The 21188-nt window shown below is 71.6% G+C and carries 22 protein-coding genes, 1 tRNA gene, 1 pseudogene and 1 riboswitch; of the genes and pseudogenes, 6 read left to right on the top strand and 18 right to left on the bottom strand.

Annotation, left to right across the window (positions count from 1 at the left end):
* Positions 1-801: an ABC transporter permease gene (locus ACH4PU_RS26795; protein ID WP_398277073.1), complete on the bottom strand. Its 801-nt coding sequence runs from the start codon at positions 799-801 to the stop codon at positions 1-3.
* Between the two features lie 305 nt (positions 802-1106).
* Between ACH4PU_RS26795 and ACH4PU_RS26790 the strand changes: the two genes are divergently transcribed.
* Positions 1107-3383 carry a transglycosylase domain-containing protein gene (locus ACH4PU_RS26790; protein ID WP_398277070.1) on the top strand — a complete coding sequence of 759 codons (2277 nt, stop codon included), beginning with the start codon at positions 1107-1109 and terminating at the stop codon, positions 3381-3383.
* A gap of 73 nt (positions 3384-3456) precedes the next feature.
* Here ACH4PU_RS26790 and ACH4PU_RS26785 read toward each other — a convergent pair whose 3' ends face one another.
* The 3 genes from ACH4PU_RS26785 to ACH4PU_RS26775 form a co-directional block, all read right to left on the bottom strand.
* A complete protein-coding gene (locus ACH4PU_RS26785; protein ID WP_398277067.1) occupies positions 3457-3777 on the bottom strand; it encodes a DMT family transporter in 321 nt (106 codons plus the stop codon).
* A 31-nt stretch (positions 3778-3808) separates the two neighbouring features.
* A riboswitch (guanidine-III (ykkC-III) riboswitch) is annotated at positions 3809-3873 on the bottom strand.
* Between the two features lie 57 nt (positions 3874-3930).
* Entirely contained in the window at positions 3931-4233 is a 303-nt protein-coding gene (locus tag ACH4PU_RS26780) for a co-chaperone GroES (protein ID WP_051072711.1), read from the bottom strand.
* A gap of 250 nt (positions 4234-4483) precedes the next feature.
* On the bottom strand, positions 4484-4810 hold the full coding sequence (locus ACH4PU_RS26775) for a DUF3618 domain-containing protein (RefSeq protein ID WP_004951101.1): 327 nt from the start codon (positions 4808-4810) through the stop codon (positions 4484-4486).
* A 170-nt stretch (positions 4811-4980) separates the two neighbouring features.
* Here ACH4PU_RS26775 and bcp point away from each other — a divergent pair, with 170 nt between their 5' ends.
* Positions 4981-5448: a thioredoxin-dependent thiol peroxidase gene (gene bcp / locus ACH4PU_RS26770; protein ID WP_398277063.1), complete on the top strand. Its 468-nt coding sequence runs from the start codon at positions 4981-4983 to the stop codon at positions 5446-5448.
* 22 nt (positions 5449-5470) lie between these two features.
* Here bcp and ACH4PU_RS26765 read toward each other — a convergent pair whose 3' ends face one another.
* Both ACH4PU_RS26765 and ACH4PU_RS26760 read right to left on the bottom strand, forming a co-directional pair.
* Positions 5471-6745, bottom strand: a complete 1275-nt coding sequence (locus tag ACH4PU_RS26765; RefSeq protein ID WP_398277060.1) for a sensor histidine kinase — start codon at positions 6743-6745, stop codon at positions 5471-5473.
* Complete coding sequence (locus ACH4PU_RS26760; RefSeq protein ID WP_398277057.1) at positions 6745-7281, bottom strand: hypothetical protein; 537 nt, start codon at positions 7279-7281, stop codon at positions 6745-6747. Before ACH4PU_RS26760 ends, ACH4PU_RS26765 begins: the two co-directional genes overlap by 1 nt.
* A gap of 376 nt (positions 7282-7657) precedes the next feature.
* Here ACH4PU_RS26760 and ACH4PU_RS26755 point away from each other — a divergent pair.
* Positions 7658-7730, top strand: a tRNA-Leu gene (locus ACH4PU_RS26755).
* Between the two features lie 71 nt (positions 7731-7801).
* On the opposite strand, the gene rdgB is transcribed toward ACH4PU_RS26755, so the two are convergent.
* The 4 genes from rdgB to ACH4PU_RS26735 form a co-directional block, all read right to left on the bottom strand.
* Positions 7802-8404 carry an RdgB/HAM1 family non-canonical purine NTP pyrophosphatase gene (gene rdgB, locus ACH4PU_RS26750; protein ID WP_185944241.1) on the bottom strand — a complete coding sequence of 201 codons (603 nt, stop codon included), beginning with the start codon at positions 8402-8404 and terminating at the stop codon, positions 7802-7804.
* A 90-nt stretch (positions 8405-8494) separates the two neighbouring features.
* The gene (locus ACH4PU_RS26745) at positions 8495-8917 is read right to left on the bottom strand and encodes a hypothetical protein (RefSeq protein WP_398277053.1); all 423 of its coding nucleotides are present in this window, start codon (positions 8915-8917) and stop codon (positions 8495-8497) included.
* Between the two features lie 80 nt (positions 8918-8997).
* A complete protein-coding gene (gene rph, locus ACH4PU_RS26740; RefSeq protein WP_398277050.1) occupies positions 8998-9729 on the bottom strand; it encodes a ribonuclease PH in 732 nt (243 codons plus the stop codon).
* A 98-nt stretch (positions 9730-9827) separates the two neighbouring features.
* On the bottom strand, positions 9828-10157 hold the full coding sequence (locus tag ACH4PU_RS26735) for a glucose PTS transporter subunit EIIB (RefSeq protein WP_398277047.1): 330 nt from the start codon (positions 10155-10157) through the stop codon (positions 9828-9830).
* A gap of 97 nt (positions 10158-10254) precedes the next feature.
* On the opposite strand from ACH4PU_RS26735, the gene ACH4PU_RS26730 reads away from it, so the two are divergent.
* On the top strand, positions 10255-11568 hold the full coding sequence (locus tag ACH4PU_RS26730) for a PTS transporter subunit EIIC (protein ID WP_398277044.1): 1314 nt from the start codon (positions 10255-10257) through the stop codon (positions 11566-11568).
* A gap of 197 nt (positions 11569-11765) precedes the next feature.
* Positions 11766-13025, top strand: a pseudogene (locus ACH4PU_RS26725) (PTS transporter subunit EIIC); the annotation flags it as partial.
* A 410-nt stretch (positions 13026-13435) separates the two neighbouring features.
* Here the strand turns inward: ACH4PU_RS26725 and ACH4PU_RS26720 are convergent.
* The 8 genes from ACH4PU_RS26720 to clpS form a co-directional block, all read right to left on the bottom strand.
* The gene (locus tag ACH4PU_RS26720; protein ID WP_398277041.1) at positions 13436-14188 is read right to left on the bottom strand and encodes an MBL fold metallo-hydrolase; all 753 of its coding nucleotides are present in this window, start codon (positions 14186-14188) and stop codon (positions 13436-13438) included.
* Positions 14189-14539: 351 nt separating this feature from the next.
* Entirely contained in the window at positions 14540-14629 is a 90-nt protein-coding gene (locus ACH4PU_RS26715; RefSeq protein ID WP_158688820.1) for a hypothetical protein, read from the bottom strand.
* Between the two features lie 119 nt (positions 14630-14748).
* Positions 14749-15699: a PLP-dependent cysteine synthase family protein gene (locus tag ACH4PU_RS26710; RefSeq protein WP_398277037.1), complete on the bottom strand. Its 951-nt coding sequence runs from the start codon at positions 15697-15699 to the stop codon at positions 14749-14751.
* A gap of 2 nt (positions 15700-15701) precedes the next feature.
* Positions 15702-15983, bottom strand: coding sequence for a MoaD/ThiS family protein (locus ACH4PU_RS26705; RefSeq protein ID WP_398277034.1), 282 nt, complete (start codon positions 15981-15983; stop codon positions 15702-15704).
* Positions 15984-16159: 176 nt separating this feature from the next.
* A complete protein-coding gene (locus ACH4PU_RS26700) occupies positions 16160-16582 on the bottom strand; it encodes a Mov34/MPN/PAD-1 family protein (protein ID WP_398277031.1) in 423 nt (140 codons plus the stop codon).
* A gap of 147 nt (positions 16583-16729) precedes the next feature.
* Positions 16730-18205, bottom strand: coding sequence for an amino acid permease (locus ACH4PU_RS26695; RefSeq protein ID WP_398277028.1), 1476 nt, complete (start codon positions 18203-18205; stop codon positions 16730-16732).
* Positions 18206-18566: 361 nt separating this feature from the next.
* Entirely contained in the window at positions 18567-19175 is a 609-nt protein-coding gene (locus tag ACH4PU_RS26690) for a DUF2017 domain-containing protein (protein ID WP_398277025.1), read from the bottom strand.
* Entirely contained in the window at positions 19175-19477 is a 303-nt protein-coding gene (clpS, locus tag ACH4PU_RS26685) for an ATP-dependent Clp protease adapter ClpS (protein ID WP_004951066.1), read from the bottom strand. The genes ACH4PU_RS26690 and clpS overlap by 1 nt, the downstream gene beginning before the upstream one ends.
* Before the next feature lie 169 nt (positions 19478-19646).
* Between clpS and ACH4PU_RS26680 the strand changes: the two genes are divergently transcribed.
* Positions 19647-20975, top strand: a complete 1329-nt coding sequence (locus ACH4PU_RS26680) for a nicotinate phosphoribosyltransferase (RefSeq protein ID WP_398277022.1) — start codon at positions 19647-19649, stop codon at positions 20973-20975.
* The last annotated feature ends 213 nt before the right edge of the window (positions 20976-21188 follow it).

Genomic DNA, 21188 nt, shown 5'->3' with positions numbered 1-21188 from the left:
TCAGCCACCCTGGACCACCGCCTTCCGGGTGGCCCGCGCCTGGGTCAGCCGGCCCAGGGCCAGCAGCACCGCGGCCCAGCCGGCCTGGAAGCCGAGCGCGCCCGCCAGGCCCGTCCCGGCGTACCGGCCGATCAGCACGTCCACCGGCACCTGGAAGACGGCGGACCACGGCAGGGCCTGTGCCACATCGGCGAAGGCGCCGGGGAAGACGGTGAGCGGCAGCAGTGTGCCGGAGAAGAAGAGGCACAGCAGTTGGCCGATCATGATGACGCCGTCGCCGTCGAGGAGCCAGAAGGCGCAGAGCGCCAGCAGGAAGCGCAGCGCGAAGCCGACGACGACGGCCAGGGTGACGGCGCACAGGAACAGCAGCCAGCGCAACGGGTCGCGGGGGAGCGTGAGTTCGAAGCAGAGGGCGCCCGCCGTCAGGGGCACCACCCCGCGGCCCAGCAGCTGGAAGGCGGCCCGGCCCAGGTCGGCGGCGAGCCACCACAGCTGGAGGTCGGCGGGCCGGTAGAGGTCGATCGCGATGTCGCCGTTGCGGATGCGCGCCTGCAACTCCTGCTCGAATCCGCCGCCGAGCAGTGAGACCGCCGCCAGCAGGGCCTGGCCGACCCAGACGAAGGTGAGGGCCTGCCCCCGGTCGTAGCCGCCCAGGTGCGGGCGCTCGTCCCAGAGGGCGATGAAGGTGTAGGCGAGGATGAATCCGAAGACCGTATTGGTGAACACCCCGGCCGCGGTGGCCATCCGGTACGTGGCGTGGCGCCGGAAGCCGCTCACCGCGACGGCGGCGTACAGCCGCATCCCACGCCCCCTCGTCTCGTTGAACCTTGTCAGTCCGCCGACCGGCAGGGCCGAACCCGAAGCGCAGGAGCGTAGCCGTACCCCTCAGTCCCGTGCCAGGGATTATTCACCCCTCGGAGTGGTCGCCCGCCGCCGAACGGACCTGACCGCGCCGTACGGGGGCGCTGGATGCCCCCGGCCGGGACCGGTGGTGCGACAGTGCTTCCGGGAAGCACGGCAGCGCTGCCGGGTCGTGCGGCACCGCCTGACCGACACCGTCCGCCGTGGCCGCAACCCCGGCGGCGGGCCGAGGAGTTCCGGGAAAGATGAGCGACGAGCAGTCACAGCACCGCATCCGTGCCAGGGGGGATGACCCGCCGGGCTGGGCACCGCGAGGCGACGCCGCCCGCTCCCGCAAGCGCACCGGCTGGCGACGTCTGCTGCCCACGTGGCGCATGGTGCTCGGCGGGTTCCTGCTGGTCGTCCTCCTCCTCGCGGGCGGCCTGATCGCCGGGTACACGCTGGTCGACATCCCGGCCGCCAACAAGGCGGCGACCGCGGAGAGCAACGTCTTCCTCTACGCGGACGGCACCCAGCTCGCGCGCGACGGGGAGGTCAACCGGGAGAGCGTCCCGCTCAGCCGCATCCCCAAGGCCGTCCAGCACGCGGTGCTCGCCGCCGAGGACCGCGACTTCTACGGGGAGTCCGCCGTCAACCCCGAGGCGATGGTCCGCGCGGCGTGGAACACCGTCACCGGCAAGGGCAAGCAGTCGGGCTCCACGATCACCCAGCAGTACGTGAAGAACTACTACCTGGGCCAGGAGCAGACCATCAGCCGCAAGGTGAAGGAGTTCTTCATCGCCATCAAGCTGGACCGCGAGTCCGGCAAGGACGACATCCTGGAGGGCTACCTCAACACCAGCTACTTCGGACGCAACGCCTACGGCATCCAGGCAGCCGCCCAGGCGTACTACGGCAAGGACTCCGACAAGCTGGACGTCGCGCAGGGCGCCTACCTCGCCACCCTGCTCAACGCGCCGAGCGCGTACGACGTCGGCGCCCACCCCGAGAACAAGCCGCGGGCCGTGGCCCGCTGGAACTACGTCCTCGACGGCATGGTCAAGAAGAAGTGGCTGACCCGCGAGCAGCGGGCCGCGGTGAAGTTCCCCGCGCCCGGCAAGAGCAAGCCGCGGCTCGGCATGTCCGGCCAGCGCGGCTACCTCGTGGAGGCGGTCAAGGACTACCTCACCGGCAACAAGATCGTCGATGAGCAGACGCTGGCCGCCGGCGGCTACCGCATCACCACCACCATCGACCGCAAGAAGCAGAAGGCGTTCGCCGACGCGGTGCAGTCCGAGCTGATGGACCAGCTCAGCGACTCCCGCAAGACCGACTCCTACGTCCGCGCGGGCGGCGCCTCCATCGACCCGGGCACCGGCCGGATCGTCGCCCTCTACGGCGGCATCGACTACACCCGGCAGTACGTCAACAACGCCACCCGCCGCGACTACCAGGTCGGCTCCACCTTCAAGCCGTTCGTCTTCACCTCGGCCGTGCAGAACGGCTCCAGCACACAGCAGGGCCGGCCCATCACCCCGTACACGGTGTACGACGGCACCAACAAGCGGCCGGTGCAGGGGCCCGACGGGCCCGTGGGCTACGCCCCCGCCAACGAGGACGACCGCAGCTACGGCCCGATCACCGTCACCAAGGCCACCGACCTGTCGGTGAACGCCGTCTACGCGCAGATGGCCGAGGACGTCGGCCCGTCGCGGGTGAAGGCGACCGCCGTCTCCCTCGGCGTCCCCGAGAAGACGCCCGACCTGACCGCCTCCCCCTCCATCGCGCTCGGCCCGGCCACCGCCAGCGTCCTGGACATGGCGCAGGCGTACGCCACCCTCGCCAACCACGGGCGGCACGGCCCGTACACGCTGGTGGAGAAGGCCACCAAGGGCGGCGAGACCCTCCACCTGCCCGACCGGCAGGAGCGGAAACAGACCGTCCCCCGGGAGGCCGCCGACACCACCACCTCCGTCCTGCGGAGCGTGGTCGAGAGCCCGGGCGGTACGGGCGCCGCCGCGCGCGCCTCCGGGCGGCCGGCGGCCGGCAAGACGGGCACCGCGGAGGAGGACAAGGCCGCCTGGTTCGCGGGGTACACCCCCGACCTGGCCACCGTCGTCGCCGTCATGGGCCAGGACTCCGAGAGCGGCGAACAGAAGCCGCTGTACGGCGCCACCGGGCTGCCCCGCATCAACGGCGGCGGCTATCCGGCGCAGATCTGGGCCGCGTACACCGCCGACGCGCTGCAGGGCACCCCCGCCCGGGACTTCGACCTGGAGATCCAGCAGGGCGCCGAGAGCCCGCCCCCGGAGCCGACCGCCACCTCCGCGCCCCCGGCGCCCTCCAGTCCGCCCCCGCCCACCTCCGCGCCCCCGCGCAGGCCCACGACGACCGCGCCCCCGTCGCGTCCGGTGCGCCCCTCGTTCCCGACCGAGCCGCCGGAGCCGACCGGGCCGCCCTCGCTGCCGATCATCACGCTCGGGCCCAATCCGGGCCGCGAGGCGCGGACGGGCGACCACGATCTGCTGGGGTACGACTACTGAGCCGTCGCGGTGCCGCAGTGCCGCGATGCCCCGGTCCCGGAAGGGCCGGGGCATCGCCCGTTCGCGGGGGAGCTCAGTGTCCCGACGTCATCTTGAGGCCGATCACGGCCACCAGCAGCAGCACGACGAAGGAGATCCGGGCCGCGCCGGCCGGCTCGCCCAGCACCGTCATGCCGAGCACGGCGGCGCCCGCCGCTCCGATGCCGACCCACACGCCGTAGGCCGTGCCGATGGGCAGCGTCCGGGCTGCCCGCGACAGCAGCAGCATGCTGGCCACGATCCCCGCGATGGTGAAGACGCTCGGCCAGAGCCGGGTGAAGCCGTCGGTGTACTTCATGCCGACGGACCAGCCGACCTCCAGCAGGCCGGCGACGACGAGCAGGATCCATGCCATGACGGCACCTCCGTGGAATCGCTTCTCCAGGGGTGCGTCGTCTTGTCCTGACCCGGTACGGCGCGTCTCGTCGGGGTCCTTCCGACGGTAGCAAACGGCCGGCCCGCGCGGAGTACCGCTACAGGTAGCGGCCGGTCTACAGGTGCAGGCCGCTCACAGGTACAGCCCGGTGGAGTCGTCCGACCCCTCCAGCCGCTCCGCCGCCACCGCGTGCAGGTCGCGCTCGCGCATCAGGACGTAGGCCACGCCGCGGACCTCGACCTCGGCGCGGTCCTCGGGGTCGTAGAGCACCCGGTCGCCGGGCTCCACCGTGCGCACGCTCTGCCCGACGGCCACGACCTCGGCCCAGGCCAGCCGGCGGCCCACCGCCGCCGTCGCGGGGATGACGATGCCGCCGCTGGAGCGGCGCTCGCCCTCGGGGATGTCGGTCCGGACCAGCACGCGGTCGTGGAGCATCCGGATGGGCAGCTTGTCGTGGGTCGTGTTCGTACGCACGGCACGACCGTACCCGGCCGGGCGGGCCCGTGAGACCAGAGCGGGACCACAACGGGAGAGGCCGGCCCACGGGTTCCGGGCCGGAAGGCCGGCCCGCCACGCCCCGCGTCCCGCCCGTCACACGCCGCTACCGGCGGGCGCCGTACGGGACCGTGCGCGGACGGCCGCCGTACGGACCCGTCGGGTCGCCGCCTCTGACGGACCGGAAACGCTACTTCTTGTCCTTGCCGCGGCGCGACGACGCCGTCAGCAGCCCGAGCACGCCGACGGCCAGCATCGCCGCCGGAACGATCCGCTCCAGGCGCGGCACGCCCTCGTCCGTCACGAACTGCGCCCGCACGTCCGAGACCACCCGGTTCGCGATCGCACAGGCCCGCCCGAGGGTGTGGTCCACCTTCGAGGCCGCCTTCGCCTTCGCGTCGCCGATGATCGTGCTGGGGTGCATCCGCACACCGATCTCGTCGAGCGTCACGGCGAGCTCACTGCGCCTGCGGGCGATGTCCGCCTCGATCTGCGCAGGGGTCCTGGCTTCCGGCACCGCGCTGCCTCCGTAGTCTCATAAGAGTGATGACGAGTGATGACAACAGTCTGTCAGTTCGCTCGGCGCCCCGCCCCATGGCACCCCCGGTGGGCCCGACCGTGGTCGTCGGGGCTCGTTAGGCTCGGTCCCCGGCAGACCCGCCCACCGCCCCGAAGCACAGGAGAACCATGAGCGAGCGACTCCAGCCCGGCGACACCGCCCCCGCCTTCACCCTGCCCGACGCCGACGGCCGGCCCGTCTCCCTCGCCGACCACAAGGGCCGCAAGGTCATCGTCTACTTCTACCCCGCCGCCCTCACCCCCGGCTGCACCAAGCAGGCGTGCGACTTCACGGACAACCTGGAGTTCCTCGCGGGCCACGGCTACGACGTCATCGGCGTCTCGCCCGACAAGCCGGAGAAGCTCGCGAAGTTCCGCGAGAAGGAGGAGCTGCGGGTCACCCTCGTCGGCGACCCCGACAAGAAGGTGCTGGAGGCGTATGGCGCCTTCGGCGAGAAGAAGCTCTACGGCAAGACCGTGACCGGCGTGATCCGCTCCACCGTGATCGTCGACGAGGAGGGGAAGGTCGAGCGCGCGCTGTACAACGTCAAGGCCACCGGCCACGTCGCGAAGATCATCAAGGATCTGGGGCTCTGAGGGCCCCCGGGCCCTGAGGCGCTCACCGCCCGTACACCCCCTCCCCGCGCAGCACGGGACGGTCCTCCGGCTCGTCCTCGGCCTCCGGCAGGTCGAGGACGGCCTGGGCGCCGCCGCCCTCCGCCGAGCCGAACTCCAGCCGGGCGCCCAGCACCGCCGCCTGGCCCACGGCGATCGTCAGGCCCAGACCGTGCCCGGTGCCCCGCTCCGGGGCGGCCGTACGGAACCGCCGCGGCCCCTGGCTGACCAGCTCCGGCGGGTAGCCGCCGCCGTGGTCCCGGACGACGATCCGGGTGCCCTCCACCCGGACCTCGATCGGCGGCTTCCCGTGCTTGGCCGCGTTGGCCAGGATGTTCACCAGGATCCGCTCCACCCGGCGGGCGTCCGTCGCCACGATGCGGCCCTCGCCGACCACCTCGACCGCCACGTCGTCCACCCCGCGCTGGCCCCGCGCCCGCTTCACCACGCCCCGGACCAGCGACGGCAGCTCCACCGCGTCCAGTTGGGCGCTCTCCACCCCCGCGTCCAGCCGGGAGACCTCCAGCAGGTCCTCCACCAGCGCCCGCAGCGTCTGCGCCCGCTCCTGCACCATCTCCACGGCGCGCGGGTGCGGCAGCAGTTCGGCGGAGGCCACCAGGCCCGCGACCGGTGTGCGCAGCTCGTGCGCCACGTCGGCCGTGAACTCGCGCTCCGCCTCCACCCGGGCCGCCAGCGCCGTCGCCATCGCCCGCACCGAGCGCTCCAGCTCCGCCACCTCGTCCCGGCCCACGGGCCCGGTCCCGCCCGCCACGGGCGCCTCGCCCGCCGCGATCCGGCGCGCCTCGGCCGCGCTCAGCCGCAGCCGCCGGGACAGCCCCTGCGCCACGAACCAGCCCACCACCGCCATCAGCACCACGGTCACCGCGCCCGCCAGCAGGAGCGCCCAGTCCAGGGCGCGCTGGAACGCGTCCCGCTTGGGGAAGGACGCCGAGACCGACAGCACCTTGCCGGAGCCCACGCCCGTCGCCGCCCACACCCGGGGGTCCTCACCGCCGCTGATGTACGTGCCCGAGCGCCCCTGCGCCACCGCCTTGGCCAGCGGCGCCGGCAGCGCCGCGTCGTCGAGCTGGGCGTTCAGCGTCACCTGGCCCTCCCGCTGGTAGAGCTGGAGGGCGGAGCTCAGCAGCCGGTCCTGCTGGGCCCGCGCCTGGCGGTCCCGCTCCAGCCCGGAGACGTGGTGCACGGCCACGCCGAGCAGGACGACCGCCAGCGCGGTGACGGAGGAGATCGCCAGCGCGATCCGGCCACGGATGCCCATCACGTGATCGAGTACGTCTCGGTCGTCTTCCCGGCCGGGGTGAGCCCCGTGTAGACGACCTCCACCGAGGTGAACGCCAGCATCCCGTCGACCTTCCGCGGCCGGGAGAGCGTCAGCCGCGCCGGGAACGAGGTGCGTGCCGAGCCGTTCGCGCCGCTGGAGACCAGCACCACGCCGTCGCCCTCGGCCTTGTCCGTGGCGTACGTGTCCCACTCGATGTCGCTCGCCACCGCGCCGCCGTTGGCGCAGCTCAGGGTGATGATCTTCGGCTCCAGCAGCAGCTCGCCGTACCCGCAGTCACGGACGCCCGGCAGTTCCTGGGCGGCGCCGAACTGGGCCGAGGCCGACGCCCGGTCCCGCTGCCCCTGCTGCTCCTTCTTGGCCCGCGCCGTCTGCGGCGCGTCGGACACGGCGTTCGCCCGGTCCGCCCCCTGCCCCAGCCAGAAGCCCCCGAGGGCCAGTACCGCCGCCGCGCCGGATATCCCCAGGAGGGTGCGCGCGCGGACCCGCCGACGGGGCACGGCACGGTCGGTCATCGGACTCTCTTCCTCGGTCGGGCGGCCGGGCGGTCGGAGGCGGCCGCACCGGGACAGTCGTGAACGGCGGGAGCGGCCGGGTGGCGGGCGGCCGGTCCGCGGCGCGGCGGGCCCGTCTCTCCCCCGGTGTGAGGGACGGGTAAATCGGGGGCCGCGTTCCCTTCCGGAGGGACCGGTTCGCGCGGGTACGTGGGCGTGTGACGCGCCGCACGCGCGTACGACGCGTCGGAGGCGAAACGTTCCGCGGCGCACGCGGGACCGGGCGCCGCCGACGCTCCGTCACCGGGCCCCGCACCGGCCCCCGGACGGTTCCCGGACGTGGCCGGACTCTCCTCTCCCGCGCGCGGCCCGGCCCAGTACAGTAGGCACGGCACCGGCGCCCGTACGCCAAGGGCTGAGCGGCGATCTTTAGGTGGTCGTGTTTGTCGGTTCGAATCCGACCGGGCGCACCCAGGCCGACGGCCCGGCCCGCAGTCGACTGCGGGCCGGGCCGTCGGCACGTCCGGGAGAGTCGCGGGCGTCAGCCCAGCAGCTCCCGCACCACCGGCACCAGCGCGCGGAAGGCCTGGCCGCGGTGGCTGATGGCGTTCTTCTCCTCGGCGGTCAGCTCGGCACAGGTGCGGGTCTCGCCGTCGGGCTGGAGGATCGGGTCATAGCCGAAGCCGCCGCTGCCGGCGGGCTCGGTGCGGAGGGTGCCGCGCAGCCGTCCCTCGACCACCCGCTCGGTGCCGTCCGGCAGGGCCAGCGCGGCGGCGCAGGCGAAGTGCGCGGCGCGGTGCGGGGCGGCGATGTCGGAGAGCTGGGCGAGGAGGAGGTCCAGATTGGCCTTGTCGTCGCCGTGCCGGCCCGCCCAGCGGGCGGAGAAGATGCCGGGGGCGCCGTTCAGGACGTCCACGCAGAGGCCGGAGTCGTCGGCCACGGCGGGCAGCCCGGTGGCCCGGGCCAGAGCGTGCGCCTTGAGGAGGGCGTTCTCGGCGAAGGTGACGCCGGTCTCCTTGACGTCGGGGATCTCGGGGTAGGCGTCGGCGCCCACGAGTTCGACGTCGAGGCCGGACCCGGTGAGGATCGAGCGCAGTTCGGTGACCTTGTGGGCGTTGCGGGTGGCGAGGATCAGGCGCTTCATGGGGCCCGATTATTCACGCCGGACGCGGTACGTCCCGTTCCGCCCTCGGCCGCCGGACGGCGTCGGCCCCGCCGCGCACCGCGGACGGCGTCAGCCCTTGATGCACGCCGCGGTCAGCGAACCGGCCGCCTTGGTGAGGGCGGTCACGTCGGGGCGCTCGCCGTCGCCGACGCTGTCCTGGATGTCGTCCACGGCCGCGGTGAGCGCGCCGATGGCGTCCTTCACCGGGGACTCGCCGTCGCTGTCGGTGTCGGCCCCGGTCCTGCGGGTCAGTTCGCCGAGATCCCGGTTGATCTTGTCGATGAACTCCTGGCCGCTCTGCGGGTCCTTGGAGTCGTCGGCGATGGTCCGCCGCAGGTCCTGGACGTCGCGCTGGACGTCCTTGGCAAGGGCGCCGCAGTCCGCCGCCGCCCGCGCCTGGGAGCAGGAGGTCACGGCGGGCAGCGCGAGGGCCGCCGCGGCGAGGGCCGCGACGGCGGTGGTGCGGCGCGGACGGTGGTGGCGCGAGGCCATGCGACGGTTCCCCTCCGGTGGGCGTGCTGCCCGGTGGTCACGGGGGCACGGACCCCTCGCCGCACCCTCCAGCATGGTAGCTACAACGTCTGCTCGAGGGCGGCGCGCTGGGCGGCGTCGAGGTCGGCGCAGCCCTTGACCGCGAGGTCGAGGAGGGCGTCGAGCTCGGCGCGGGCGAAGGGCTGGGCCTCGGCGGTGCCCTGGACCTCGACGAAACGGCCGTCGCCGGTGCAGACGACGTTCATGTCGGTCTCGGCGCGGACGTCCTCCTCGTAGCGGAGGTCGAGCAGCGGGACGCCGTCGACGATGCCGACGCTGACCGCGGAGACCGTGCCGGTGAGGGGGTGGCGGCCGTGCTTGACCAGCTTCTTCCGCTGGGCCCAGGCGACGGCGTCGGCCAGCGCGACGTAGGCGCCGGTGATGGCGGCGGTGCGGGTGCCGCCGTCGGCCTGGAGGACGTCGCAGTCGAGGACGATGGTGTTCTCGCCGAGCGCCTTGTAGTCGATGACGGCGCGCAGGGAGCGGCCGATGAGGCGGGAGATCTCGTGGGTGCGCCCGCCGATCTTGCCGCGGACGGACTCGCGGTCGCCGCGGGTGTTGGTGGCGCGGGGCAGCATCGCGTACTCGGCGGTGACCCACCCCTCGCCGCTGCCCTTGCGCCAGCGCGGGACGCCCTCGGTGACGCTGGCGGTGCAGAGGACCTTGGTGTCGCCGAAGGAGACGAGGACGGAGCCCTCGGCGTGCTTGCTCCAGCCACGCTGGATGGTCACGGGGCGGAGCTGGTCGGGTGTGCGGCCGTCGATGCGAGACATGGTGATGAGCCTATCGGGATCACGAAGGGCCCTGTTCCGGTTCGTGCGCGATCACGCGTCACTGGCCGGAACAGGGCCCTTCACGGGAGCTCAGCGGCTCACATCATGTCCTCGATCTCCGCGGCGATCGGGTCGGCGTCGGTGCCGATGACGACCTGGATGGCGGTGCCCATCTTCACGACGCCGTGCGCGCCGGCGGCCTTGAGGGCGGCCTCGTCGACCAGCTCGGGGTCGGCGACCTCGGTGCGGAGACGGGTGATGCAGCCCTCGATCTCCTCGATGTTGTCGAGCCCGCCGAGACCGGCGACGATCTTCTCTGCCTTGCTGGCCATGTGCACTCCTGTTGTCTCGGCCCTCGGCGGTACCGCCGACCGGCTTTCCCACGGTAAACCACGTTCAGAGCAACTATGCGGGCGTATGTCCGTCATCTGGCGAAGGATGGCGGCCACCGGGCCCCGCGTTCCGGAGGACCGAAAACGTACCCCAAGTGGTCTACACCAGTATGCCAGCCCCGGGAGGACGCAGATGAGTGCGGAGGCCGCGAGCCCGCCGCGGCGCAAGCGGTGGCAGGGCCTGCTGGGCGGGCTGCAGAAGATGGGCCGCAGCCTCCAGCTGCCGATCGCGGTGCTCCCGGCCGCCGGCATCCTCAACCGGCTGGGCCAGCCCGACGTCTTCGGCGCCGACGGCCTGGGCTGGACGGACGTCGCCAAGGTCTTCGCCGGGGCGGGCGGCGCGCTGCTCGACTCGGCGCTCGGACTGCCGCTGCTTTTCTGCGTCGGCGTCGCCATCGGCATGGCGAAGAAGGCGGACGGTTCGACGGCGCTGGCGGCGGTCGTGGCCTTCCTCGTCTACTTCTCCGTCCTGCACCAGTTCCCCGAGGACTGCCCGCAGACGGCGAAGTTCGCGGGGGCGGGGCTGTGGAGCGGCGTCTGCGTCTCGGGGTCGGGGGCGGCGACGCTCGCCGGCTACCAGAACCCCGGGGTCTTCGGCGGCATCGTGATCGGCCTGATGAGCGCCTGGTTCTGGGTCCGCTTCCACCGGGTGCGGCTGGTGGACTGGCTGGGCTTCTTCAACGGGCGGCGGCTGGTCCCGATCATGATGTCCTTCGTCGCGCTGCTCTTCGCCGTGGTCTGCCTCTGGGTCTGGCCGCCGGTCGGCCACGCCCTGACGAGCTTCAGCCAGTGGCTGTCGGACCTGGGCGAGACGGGCTCGGGCGTTTTCGGGGTGGCGAACCGGGCGCTGCTGGTGGTGGGGCTGCACCAGTTCCTGAACACCTTCATGTGGTTCCAGTTCGGCGACTTCACCAAGCCGGACGGAACGGTGGTGCACGGCGACATCAACCGCTTCCTGGCCGGCGACCCGTCGGCCGGCCAGTTCACCACCGGCTTCTTCCCCATCATGATGTTCGCCCTGCCGGCGGCGGCCCTGGCGATCACCCACACGGCCCGGCCGGAGAACCGGAAGATGGTCGGCGGCATGATGCTGTCGGTGGCCCTGACGTCGTTCGTGACGGGCGTGACGGAGCCCATCGAGTACTCGTTCCTCTTCATCGCGCCACTGCTGTACGCGGCACATGTGCTGCTCACGGGTGTCTCGATGGCCGTGTCGTGGGCGCTCGGCGTGCACGACGGCTTCAGCTTCTCGGCCGGACTGATCGACTACGTGATCAACTGGGGGCTGGCGACCAGGCCGTGGCTGATCATCCCGATCGGCTTCGCGTTCGCCGTCGTCTATTACGCGGTGTTCCGCTTCGCGATCACGCGGTTCGACCTGCCCACGCCGGGGCGGGAGCCGGAGGAGACGGCGAAGGAGATGCGGGAGGGGACCGTCAAGGACTAGGCCGCCCCCGCGTCACCGCCGCACGGCCCCTGGGCACACCACCGGAGGCCGTGTTCCTGTGTCCTGGCACACTCGGAAGTCGCGGATTCCTTTATGCCGGACTCACGTGCTACAACAGGTCTAAACCACTTGGTGGTTTAGACCATAAAGCGGGCCGTCCCACACCCCCGAGTGCCCGCCTCACCTGGAGGAATCCGATGAGTACGGCCACCGCGAAGGCGGCCCCCGTAAAGGCCCCCGCAAAGAAGCGGAGGCAGGGCGTGTTGCAGGGCCTGCAGAAGGTGGGTCGCAGCCTTCAGCTGCCGATCGCCGTTCTGCCGGCCGCGGGCATCATGGTCCGCCTCGGTCAGCCCGATGTCTTCGGCAAGGACGGGCTCGGCTGGGACAAGGTCTCCGCCGTGTTCGGCAACGCGGGCGGCGCGATCACCGGCGCCCTGCCGCTGCTGTTCTGCCTCGGTGTCGCCATCGGCTTCGCCAAGAAGGCGGACGGCTCCACCGCGCTCGCGGCCGTCGTCGGCTTCCTCGTCTACAGCAAGGTCCTCCAGGCCTTCCCGATCGTCGAACAGCACATCGCCAACGGCAAGATCGTCGAAGCCAAGTACAACGACCCGGGCGTCCTCGGCGGCATCATCATGGGTCTGCTCGCGGCCGTGCTGTGGCAGCGGTTCCACCGCACCAAGCTGGTCGACTGGCTCGGCTTCTTCAACGGCCGTCGCCTCGTGCCGATCATCATGGCCTTCGTCGGCCTGGTCGTCGGCGTCTTCTTCGGCCTCGTCTGGGAGCCGATCGGTGACGCCATCACCGACTTCGGCGAGTGGATGACCGGCCTCGGCGCCGGTGGCGCGGCCCTCTTCGGCGGTGTGAACCGCGGGCTGATCCCGATCGGCATGCACCAGTTCGTCAACACCGTCGCCTGGTTCCAGCTCGGTGACTTCACCAACTCGGCCGGCGAGGTCGTCCACGGCGACATCACCCGCTTCCTGGCGGGCGACCCGAGCGCCGGTATGTTCCAGGCCGGCTTCTTCCCGATCATGATGTTCGGCCTCCCGGCCGCCGCCCTCGCCATCGCGCACACGGCCCGCCCCGAGAACCGCAAGGTCGTACTGGGCATGATGGTCTCGCTGGCGCTGACCTCGTTCGTCACCGGTGTCACCGAGCCGATCGAGTTCACGTTCATGTTCCTCGCGCCGGTGCTGTACGTGATCCACGCGCTCCTCACCGCTCTCTCGATGGCCGTCACCTGGGCCCTCGGTGTCCACGCCGGCTTCAATTTCTCGGCCGGATTCATCGACTACGCCCTGAACTGGACGCACGCCACGAAGCCGTGGCTGATCATTCCGATCGGCCTGGTCTTCGGCGCGATCTACTACGTGCTGTTCCGCTTCGCGATCGTCAAGTTCAATCTGCCGACGCCTGGGCGGGAGGCGGATCCGGAGTTCGCGGAGGCGGAGCCGGCTTCGGCGCCGGCGCCGGAGCGGAAGCCGGAGCCGGTGTCTGTGGCCAAGGCTGACGCGAAGCCGGCTGCGAAGCCGGTCTCCGCCAAGGGTGGGGCCAAGAAGGCGCCTGCCCAGAGGAAGCGGAAGCCTGCTTCCAAGGCCAAGCGCTGATCTTTGCTTGAGCTCTGCCGAGCCCCTGGGACCGTGGGCGGTCCCGGGGGCTTTGCCTTGCCCCGGTCCCGCCCTTTCTCCGTTTCTTGCGGGGACTGCGCCCCCGCGCCCCCGAAACCGCGCTTCGCGCGGTTGTCCTCAAACGCCGGACGGGCTATATCAGCCCGTCCGGCGTTTGAGGACCTCGCGGCGAAGCCGCGATGCCGGGGGTTCGGGGGACTGGCCCCCGGGAAACGGCGAAGGGGCGGGACCGGGGCACCCTAGAACTCGTACACCGCCCCCGCGTGGGCCAGCTCCGCGGGCCCGTCGTACAAAGACCGCGCATCGCGCAGATTGCGCAGCGGGTCCGTCCACGGCGGGATGTGGGTGAGGACGAGGCGCCCGGCGCGGGCGGAGGCGGCGAGGTGGCCGGCCTCCAGGCCGTTGAGGTGGAGGTCGGGGATGTCCTCCTTGCCGTGGGTGAAGGAGGCTTCGCAGAGCAGCAGGTCGGCGTCCTTGGCGAGGGAGTTGAGCGCCTCGCAGGGACCGGTGTCGCCGGAGTAGACGAGGGCGGAACCGCCGTGTTCCACCCGGAAGGCGAACGCCTCGACGGGGTGGTTGACGCGGTCGGTGAAGACGGTGAACGGGCCGACGGAGAAGCTGCCGGGTTCCAGGGTGCGGAAGTCGAAGACCTCGCGCATGCAGGCGGGGTCCGGTACGTCGCCGTAGGCGGCGAGCAGCCGCTGTTCGGTGCCCTCCGGGCCGTGCACCGGGATGGCGCCGGCCCGGCCGCCGTCGTGCCGGTAGTAGCGGGCGACGAAGTAGCCGCACATGTCGATGCAGTGGTCGGGGTGGAGATGGGACAGCAGCACCGCGTCGAGGTCGTAGAGGCCGATGTGGCGCTGGAGCTCGCCCAAGGCGCCGTTGCCCATGTCGAGGAGCAGCCGGTAGCCGTCGGCTTCCACCAGATAGCTCGAACAGGCGGATTCCGTGGACGGGAACGAGCCCGCGCATCCGACGACGGTGAGCTTCATGCGGGCCTGAACCTCCGTGGGCCGGTGACGGGGGGCCGGTGACCGTGCGGTGCGTCCGAGGGTAAGGCGGGAACCGAGCGGCCGCTCCATCGTGGGCCGGGTCTGTGGCTGGAATCACCAGGACGGACGGCGCCGGGCGCCGGAGCGCGCGAAAACCCGCCCGCGCCCCCTGGGGGCGGCGGACGGGTCCGCAGTGCGGTGAAAGCGGCGGCGGGCCGCTAGAGCGGCCGGACCCGCTCCGCCCGGTCGAGGGTGTCCATGAAGCGCCGGAAGCGCTCGGCGGACTCCTCGCTGCCGGCCGTCACCGTGAACTCCTCCGGCGACATCACGGCCGCCAGCCGTTCACGCGTCTCAGGGGCGAGCGCATCCCAGGCCGCCCGATCCAGCCGTGACTGCGCCGCAGTTTCCGCACTGCCAGTTTCCATTGTTGAGTTGCCTCATGTCCGAAGATCCACATGCGGGACAGTTCATGTGCGTCTCCTACGGGATGATGTCAGCCGGTCGCCAACATCGGTAGGGGCAGTCTCTCCGGCGGCCCCGGCCCGCTCCCGGGCGGGTGCTCAGGCCCAGAGCTGCCCGTGCAGCGCGGCCACCGCGGCCTCGGTGGTGAGCGCGGTGTAGAGGCCGGTGGACAGGTACTTCCAGCCGCCGTCGGCCACGATGAAGACGATGTCCGCGCGCTCCCCGGCGCGTTGGGCCTTGCGGGCGACGCCCAGCGCGGCGTGCAGGACGGCTCCGGTGGAGACGCCCGCGAAGATGCCCTCCTCGGCGAGAAGTTCGCGGGTGCGACGGACTGCGTCCTCGGAGCCGACGGAGTAGCGGGTGGTGAGGACCGTCTCGTCGTAGAGCTCGGGCACGAAGCCCTCGTCGAGGTTGCGCAGGCCGTAGACGACGTCGTCGTAGCGCGGTTCGGCGGCGACGATCCGTACGTCCGGGACGTGTTCGCGCAGGTAGCGGCCGACGCCCATCAGGGTTCCCGTGGTGCCGAGGCCGGCCACGAAGTGGGTGATCCCGGGGAGGTCGGCGAGGATCTCGGGGCCGGTGGTGCCGTAGTGGGCGCCCGCGTTGTCGGGGTTGCCGTACTGGTAGAGCATCACCCAGTCGGGGTGCTCCGCGGCCAGTTCCTTGGCCACGCGGACGGCCGTGTTCGACCCCCCGGCCGCGGGCGAGGAGACGATCTCGGCGCCCCACATGGCGAGCAGCTGCCGGCGCTCCTCGCTGGTGTTCTCCGGCATCACGCAGACGATGCGGTAGCCCTTGAGGCGGGCGGCCATGGCCAGGGAGATGCCGGTGTTGCCGGAGGTCGGCTCCAGGATGGTGCACCCGGGGGTCAGCCGGCCGGCCTTCTCCGCCTGCTCGATCATGTGCAGCGCGGGGCGGTCCTTGACGGAGCCGGTGGGGTTGCGGTCCTCCAGCTTCGCCCAGATCCGGACGTCCCCGGAGGGGGACAGCCGGGGCAGGCGGACCAGCGGGGTGTCGCCGACCGCGGCCAGCGGGCTGTCGTACCGCATGCCTAGCGAGCCCCGCCGGCGACGGCCGGGAGGATGGTGACGCTGTCGCCGTCGGCGAGTTCGGTGCCCAGGCCGGCCAGGAAGCGGACGTCCTCGTCGTTCAGGTAGACGTTGACGAACCGGCGCAGCGCGCCGCCCTCGTCCACCAGCCGCTCGCGGATGCCCGGGTGGCGGGCGTCCAGGTCCTTGAAGAGCTCGTCGATCGTGGCCCCGGCGCCCTCGACGGACTTCTCGCCGCCGGTGTGGGTGCGGAGGATGGTCGGGATGCGTACCTCGATGGCCATGGTGGTGCTCCTCGTCGGAGTGCGTGGGTGCGGAGAGGCGTGCGGAACGGCTGGGGCGCGGGGAACGGAACGGGTGTTCTCCCGGGACAACCGTGGGCGCATGCTATCGATTCCCCGCCCCGCTCCCCCATGGCCGTCCCGGTGGGCGGGACGCGAGGTCCCGCCTGGTGGGACCGTCAATAGGCCGCGACGATCCGGACCTCTTCCTCGGTGATCCCGCCGTCCACGATGCGGAAGGAGCGGAACTGGAAGGGGCCCGAGCCGTCCGTGTCCGCGGTGGAGACCAGCACGTAGTGGGCGCCGGGTTCGTTGGCGTACGAGACGTCCGTACGGGACGGGTACGCCTCGGTGGCGGTGTGCGAGTGGTAGATGACCACCGGCTCCTCGTCGCGGTCGTCCATCTCGCGGTACAGCGTGAGGAGATCGGTGGAGTCGAACTCGTAGAACGTGGGCGAGCGGGCGGCGTTGAGCATGGGGACGAACCGCTCGGGGCGGTCGCTGCCGGCCGGGCCGGCGACCACGCCGCACGCCTCGTCGGGGTGGTCGGCGCGGGCGTGCTCGACGATCCGGTCGTGCAGGGCCTGGGTGATGGTCAGCATGCGGGCCAGCATAGGTCGGGGTGCGCGGGGCCCCGCTGGGGCCGTGACGGACGCCACCCGCCGGGCACTTCCGGATACGCGACGGGCCCGCCGCGCACCGGGGGGGGAGGGTGCGGGCGGGCCCGATGGCCCGGCGTGGTGCCGGCGTCAGGCGGCCTGGTCGACGCTTTCCCGGGCGGCGGCCGAGTAGTCCTTGCGCTCGAACGCCTGCGGGTTGCGGGCCTTCAGCGCGAAGTACGACACGACCATGATCCCGGCCCAGACGGGCGCGCAGTACAGCGAGATCCGCGCATCCTTGTCGATGCCCATGAGCACGATCACCATGCCGATGAAGGCGAGGGCGAAAAGGCTGGTCCAGGGCGCTCCGGGGGCCTTGAACTCCGACTGCGGCAGCTCGCCGCGGTCGGCCTTGCGGCGGTAGCGGAGCTGGGCCATCAGGATCATGATCCAGGCCCACATACCGGAGATGGTGGCGAAGGAGACGACGTACTCGAACGCCTTGCCCGGCCACTGGTAGTTGATCCACACGCCGACGAGCATGCACGCGGCGGAGACCGTGGTGCCGCGCAGCGGCAGGCCGCGCTTGGTCAGGACGGCGAAGAACTTCGGGCCCTGGCCGTTGAGGGACAGGTCGCGCAGCATGCGGCCGGTGGAGTACATGCCGGAGTTGCAGGAGGACAGCGCCGCGGTGAGGACCACGAAGTTGACGATTCCGGCACCGGCCGGCAGGCCGATCTTGGCGAACGCCTCGACGAACGGGCTGACGCCCGGCTCGAAGACGGTCCAGCTGACCACGGACAGGATGATGATCAGCGCGCCCAGGTAGAAGACGGCGATGCGCCACGGCACGGTGTTGATGGCCTTGGGCAGCGTCTTCTTGGGGTCGGCCGCCTCGCCCGCGGTGACGCCGACGAGCTCGACGGCGAGGAAGGCGAACATGACGATCTGCAGCGTCATCAGCGTGCCGCCGATGCCCTTGGGGAAGAACCCGCCGTGGGACCAGAGCTGCGAGAAGGACGCGGTGTCACCGGCGTCGGAGAACCCGAGGGTGATGACGCCGATACCGATCAGGATCATGCCGATGATGGCGGTGACCTTGACCATGGAGAACCAGAACTCCAGCTCGCCGAAGAGCTTCACGGAGATCAGGTTGGCCAGGTAGAGGACGGCCGTGAAGACCAGGGCCGAGGCCCACTGCGGGATCGACTTGTCCCAGTACTGGACGTACTTGGCCGCCGCGGTCACCTCGGTGATGCCGGTGACGACCCAGAACAGCCAGTAGGTCCAGCCGGTCACATAGCCCCAGAACGGCCCGAGGAACTCACGGGCGTAGTCCGAGAAGGAGCCCGAGACCGGGCGGTACATGAGGAGCTCGCCGAGCGCCCGCATGATGAAGAAAATAACGAGTCCCGCTATCGCGTACGCGAGGATGAGACTCGGTCCGGCCTTGGATATGGCCGTGCCGGCGCCGAGGAAAAGTCCGGTGCCGATGGCGCCACCAATGGCGATCATCTGGATCTGTCGGTTGCCCAGCCCCCGCTGGTAACCCTCGGAAGCCTCACCGCTTCCGTCCCGCTCGCCGGCCTCGCCTGCGACGCGGTCCGCGACCTGCTCAGAGGTCATGGTGGAACGCCTTTCTCCATACCGATCCGGATCGTCCGGATCGGGTTCCGATCCCCCCGGATGGAGTCCTGCACGAGCCGACGGTCGGTCGGCCATAGCGCTCCCGCTCCACGACATGGGTGGCGTCGGTGGATGCAGGTCGTGAAGATTTATCACGGGTAATACGTAGATCGCCAGTTCGAATGTGCGCCAAGCCACAGGCAGAGTGGGGCAAACCCCGCAAAGATGGGCTTTCGCCGCCACCGCGGTGACGCGATCGTTATGCGGACACCATTACCCGAAAAGCGGACGTAGATCGTCCGCAAAGATCGGAAAAGAGGGGCAAAGGGCCGCACCGAGCCCGGCCGGGGGCGAGTGCCGGCTAGCGCTGGCCCAGCGTCTCGACCAGTGTCTCCTGAAGCCCGCCCAGCCACAGGTAGGCCATCACCATCGGCTTGCGGGGATCGTCGTCCGGCAGCCGGAAGAGGGCGTCGCTCTCGTCCTCGTCGGTGATCTCCAGCCGGGCGGCGATCGTCAGCCGGAGGTCGTTGAGGGTGCCCAGCCACTGCCGGGAGCCCTCCGGGGAGAGCCGGAGCACGGCCGCGCCGCCCCCGGGCCCGTCCGCCGCGGACAGTCCGTCCAGCGAGCGGACGACCGCCAGGCCGTCGTCGCGCTTGCGGGCACGCAGGTCGTTCTCGGTGTAGCGGCGGAACTCGGCGGCGTACGCGCGGGCCTGCTCGTCCTGCTCGGCGCCGGGGGTGCCGTAGGCGTCCGGGAAGAGGCGGGCCAGCGCCGGGTCGGCGGGCGGCTCGCTGGGGCCCTCGGCGAAGAGGCGGGCCAGCGGGTCCTCGTCCGCGCCGTCCGCGGGCCCGTCGTCGGGGCCGATCAGCTCCAGGAGCTGCACGGTGAGGTTGCGGAGGATGGAGACCTCGATCTCGTCCAGGGCGATGGCCGCCCCGCCGCCGGGCAGCGGCTCGAAGTGCCCGGCCATCAGCGGTCCTGCGAGAGGGTCGCCCACAGGCCGTAGCCGTGCATCGCCTGCACGTCGCGCTCCATCTCCTCGCGCGATCCGCTGGACACCGTGGCGCGGCCCTTGTGATGGACGTCGAGCATCAGTTTGCGGGCCTTGTCCTTGGAGTAACCGAAGTACGCCTGGAAGACGTAGGTGACATAGCTCATGAGGTTCACGGGGTCGTTGTGGACGAGGGTGACCCAGGGAACGTCGGGTTCGGCCACGGCGAAGGGGGATTCGCCCGTCTCCGGACGTTCGATCTCGACAGGTGCCACACTCACGCCCGCTCCACGCCTCGCTTCTCCGTCGGGACACGGCGGTCCATACGCACTTCCCATGCTGCCACTTCACGGCCCCGGGCGCACAAACGGCCCCCCGAAATCGTCACTCTGACGAGTATTCGCGGTAGCATCCGGTCGAAGCCAGAACGGGAATGCGAGGTAGGGCCAAGTGAACGCTGCGGACCTGGGGCTGCCGGTGGCTGTGCCGTCGACGGCGCTCTTCACCGACCGGTACGAACTCACGATGCTGCAGGCCGCGCTGCGCGCCGGGACGGCCGGCCGGCGCTCGGTGTTCGAGGTCTTCACCCGGCGGCTGCCCGAGGGCCGCCGGTACGGCGTGGTCGCGGGCACCGGCCGGGTCCTGGACGCCGTCGAGAACTTCCGCTTCGACCCCGGCGTCCTGGAGTTCCTCGCCGACCGCGGCATCGTGGACGCCCCGACCCTGGAGTGGCTGTCCGGCTACCGCTTCCGCGGCGATATCTGGGGCTACCCCGAGGGCGAGGTCTACTTCCCCGGCTCGCCGGTCATGCGGGTGGAGGGCAGCTTCGCCGAGTGCGTGCTGCTGGAGACGGTGATCCTCTCGATCCTCAACCACGACTCCGCGGTGGCCGCCGCGGCCTCCCGGATGGCCGTCGCGGCGGGCGGCCGGCCGCTGATCGAGATGGGCGCCCGGCGCACCCACGAACTGGCCGCCGTCGCCGCGGCCCGCGCGGCCTACGTGGGCGGTTTCGCCACCACCTCCGACCTCGCCGCCGGCTTCCGCTACAACATCCCGACCGTCGGCACCAGCGCGCACGCGTTCACCCTGCTGCACGACAACGAGCGCGACGCCTTCCGCGCGCAGGTCGACTCGCTGGGCGGCGGCACCACGCTGCTCGTCGACACCTACGACGTGACGGAGGCGGTCCGGATGGCCGTCGAGATCGCCGGGCCGGAGCTCGGCGCCGTCCGCATCGACTCCGGCGACCTGCTGCTGCTCGCCCACCGGGTGCGCCAGCAGCTCGACGACCTGGGCGCCCACAAGACGAAGATCGTCGTGACCAGCGACCTGGACGAGTACGCCATCGCCTCGCTGGCCGCCGCCCCCGTGGACGCCTACGGCGTCGGCACCCAGCTGGTGACCGGAAGCGGCCACCCCACCTGCTCGATGGTCTACAAGCTGGTCGCCCGCGCGGACTCGGCGGACCCGGACGCCCCGCTGCGGCCGGTCGCCAAGAAGTCGATGGGCGGGAAGATGTCCCTCGGCGGCCGCAAGTGGGCCGCCCGGCGCACCGACGCGGACGGGGTCGCGGAGGCCGAGGTCGTCGGCACCGGGCCGGTGCCGGACGAGCTGGCGGGGCGGCAGCTGCTCGTCGAGCTCGTCCGGGGCGGCGAGGTCGTCGCCCGGGAGCCGCTGGACGCGGCCCGGGAGCGGCACACCGCCGCCCGCGGCGGACTGCCGCTGTCCGCCACGCAGCTGTCGAAGGGCGAGCCGGTGCTGCCCACGGAGTACCTCTGACCGCTCCTCGGGGGCCGGTCCGTCGCCGACGCACCGTCGGCGTACCTCCGACCGCCCCCTGTGCCCCTCCCCCCGTCCCAGGGGACTCACTACCCTCGGTCACAGAGAGTCGAACAGCGTCGCGGCCGCCGCGGTCCCGGGTCGCGGCCGGAGCGAAGCAGCCGGCTCCGTAACGTCTTCCGCACCGTCGGCCGAGGGCCCTTCCGTAAAGGA

Source organism: Streptomyces sp. NPDC021100 (assembly GCF_044333095.1).
Lineage (GTDB): Bacteria > Actinomycetota > Actinomycetes > Streptomycetales > Streptomycetaceae > Streptomyces.
This window is presented reverse-complemented; position numbering and strand designations above follow the sequence as displayed.

Bases quoted from the DNA above. Each gene is read 5' to 3' on its own strand.
- ACH4PU_RS26790 (WP_398277070.1), top strand. From the start codon at position 1,107: ATGAGCGACGAGCAGTCACAGCACCGCATCCGTGCCAGGGGGGATGAC.
- ACH4PU_RS26795 (WP_398277073.1), bottom strand. From the start codon at position 801: ATGCGGCTGTACGCCGCCGTCGCGGTGAGCGGCTTCCGGCGCCACGCC.
- ACH4PU_RS26690 (WP_398277025.1), bottom strand. From the start codon at position 19,175: ATGGCCGGGCACTTCGAGCCGCTGCCCGGCGGCGGGGCGGCCATCGCC.
- ACH4PU_RS26765 (WP_398277060.1), bottom strand. From the start codon at position 6,745: ATGGGCATCCGTGGCCGGATCGCGCTGGCGATCTCCTCCGTCACCGCG.
- ACH4PU_RS26780 (WP_051072711.1), bottom strand. From the start codon at position 4,233: ATGCTCCACGACCGCGTGCTGGTCCGGACCGACATCCCCGAGGGCGAG.
- rph (WP_398277050.1), bottom strand. From the start codon at position 9,729: ATGTCTCGCATCGACGGCCGCACACCCGACCAGCTCCGCCCCGTGACC.
- ACH4PU_RS26700 (WP_398277031.1), bottom strand. From the start codon at position 16,582: ATGCTGACCATCACCCAGGCCCTGCACGACCGGATCGTCGAGCACGCC.
- ACH4PU_RS26785 (WP_398277067.1), bottom strand. From the start codon at position 3,777: ATGGCATGGATCCTGCTCGTCGTCGCCGGCCTGCTGGAGGTCGGCTGG.
- ACH4PU_RS26760 (WP_398277057.1), bottom strand. From the start codon at position 7,281: ATGACCGACCGTGCCGTGCCCCGTCGGCGGGTCCGCGCGCGCACCCTC.
- bcp (WP_398277063.1), top strand. From the start codon at position 4,981: ATGAGCGAGCGACTCCAGCCCGGCGACACCGCCCCCGCCTTCACCCTG.
- ACH4PU_RS26705 (WP_398277034.1), bottom strand. From the start codon at position 15,983: ATGGCCATCGAGGTACGCATCCCGACCATCCTCCGCACCCACACCGGC.
- ACH4PU_RS26710 (WP_398277037.1), bottom strand. From the start codon at position 15,699: ATGCGGTACGACAGCCCGCTGGCCGCGGTCGGCGACACCCCGCTGGTC.
- ACH4PU_RS26715 (WP_158688820.1), bottom strand. From the start codon at position 14,629: ATGAGGCAACTCAACAATGGAAACTGGCAGTGCGGAAACTGCGGCGCA.
- ACH4PU_RS26720 (WP_398277041.1), bottom strand. From the start codon at position 14,188: ATGAAGCTCACCGTCGTCGGATGCGCGGGCTCGTTCCCGTCCACGGAA.
- ACH4PU_RS26735 (WP_398277047.1), bottom strand. From the start codon at position 10,157: ATGACGGACATACGCCCGCATAGTTGCTCTGAACGTGGTTTACCGTGG.
- ACH4PU_RS26695 (WP_398277028.1), bottom strand. From the start codon at position 18,205: ATGACCTCTGAGCAGGTCGCGGACCGCGTCGCAGGCGAGGCCGGCGAG.
- ACH4PU_RS26745 (WP_398277053.1), bottom strand. From the start codon at position 8,917: ATGGCCTCGCGCCACCACCGTCCGCGCCGCACCACCGCCGTCGCGGCC.
- rdgB (WP_185944241.1), bottom strand. From the start codon at position 8,404: ATGAAGCGCCTGATCCTCGCCACCCGCAACGCCCACAAGGTCACCGAA.
- ACH4PU_RS26730 (WP_398277044.1), top strand. From the start codon at position 10,255: ATGAGTGCGGAGGCCGCGAGCCCGCCGCGGCGCAAGCGGTGGCAGGGC.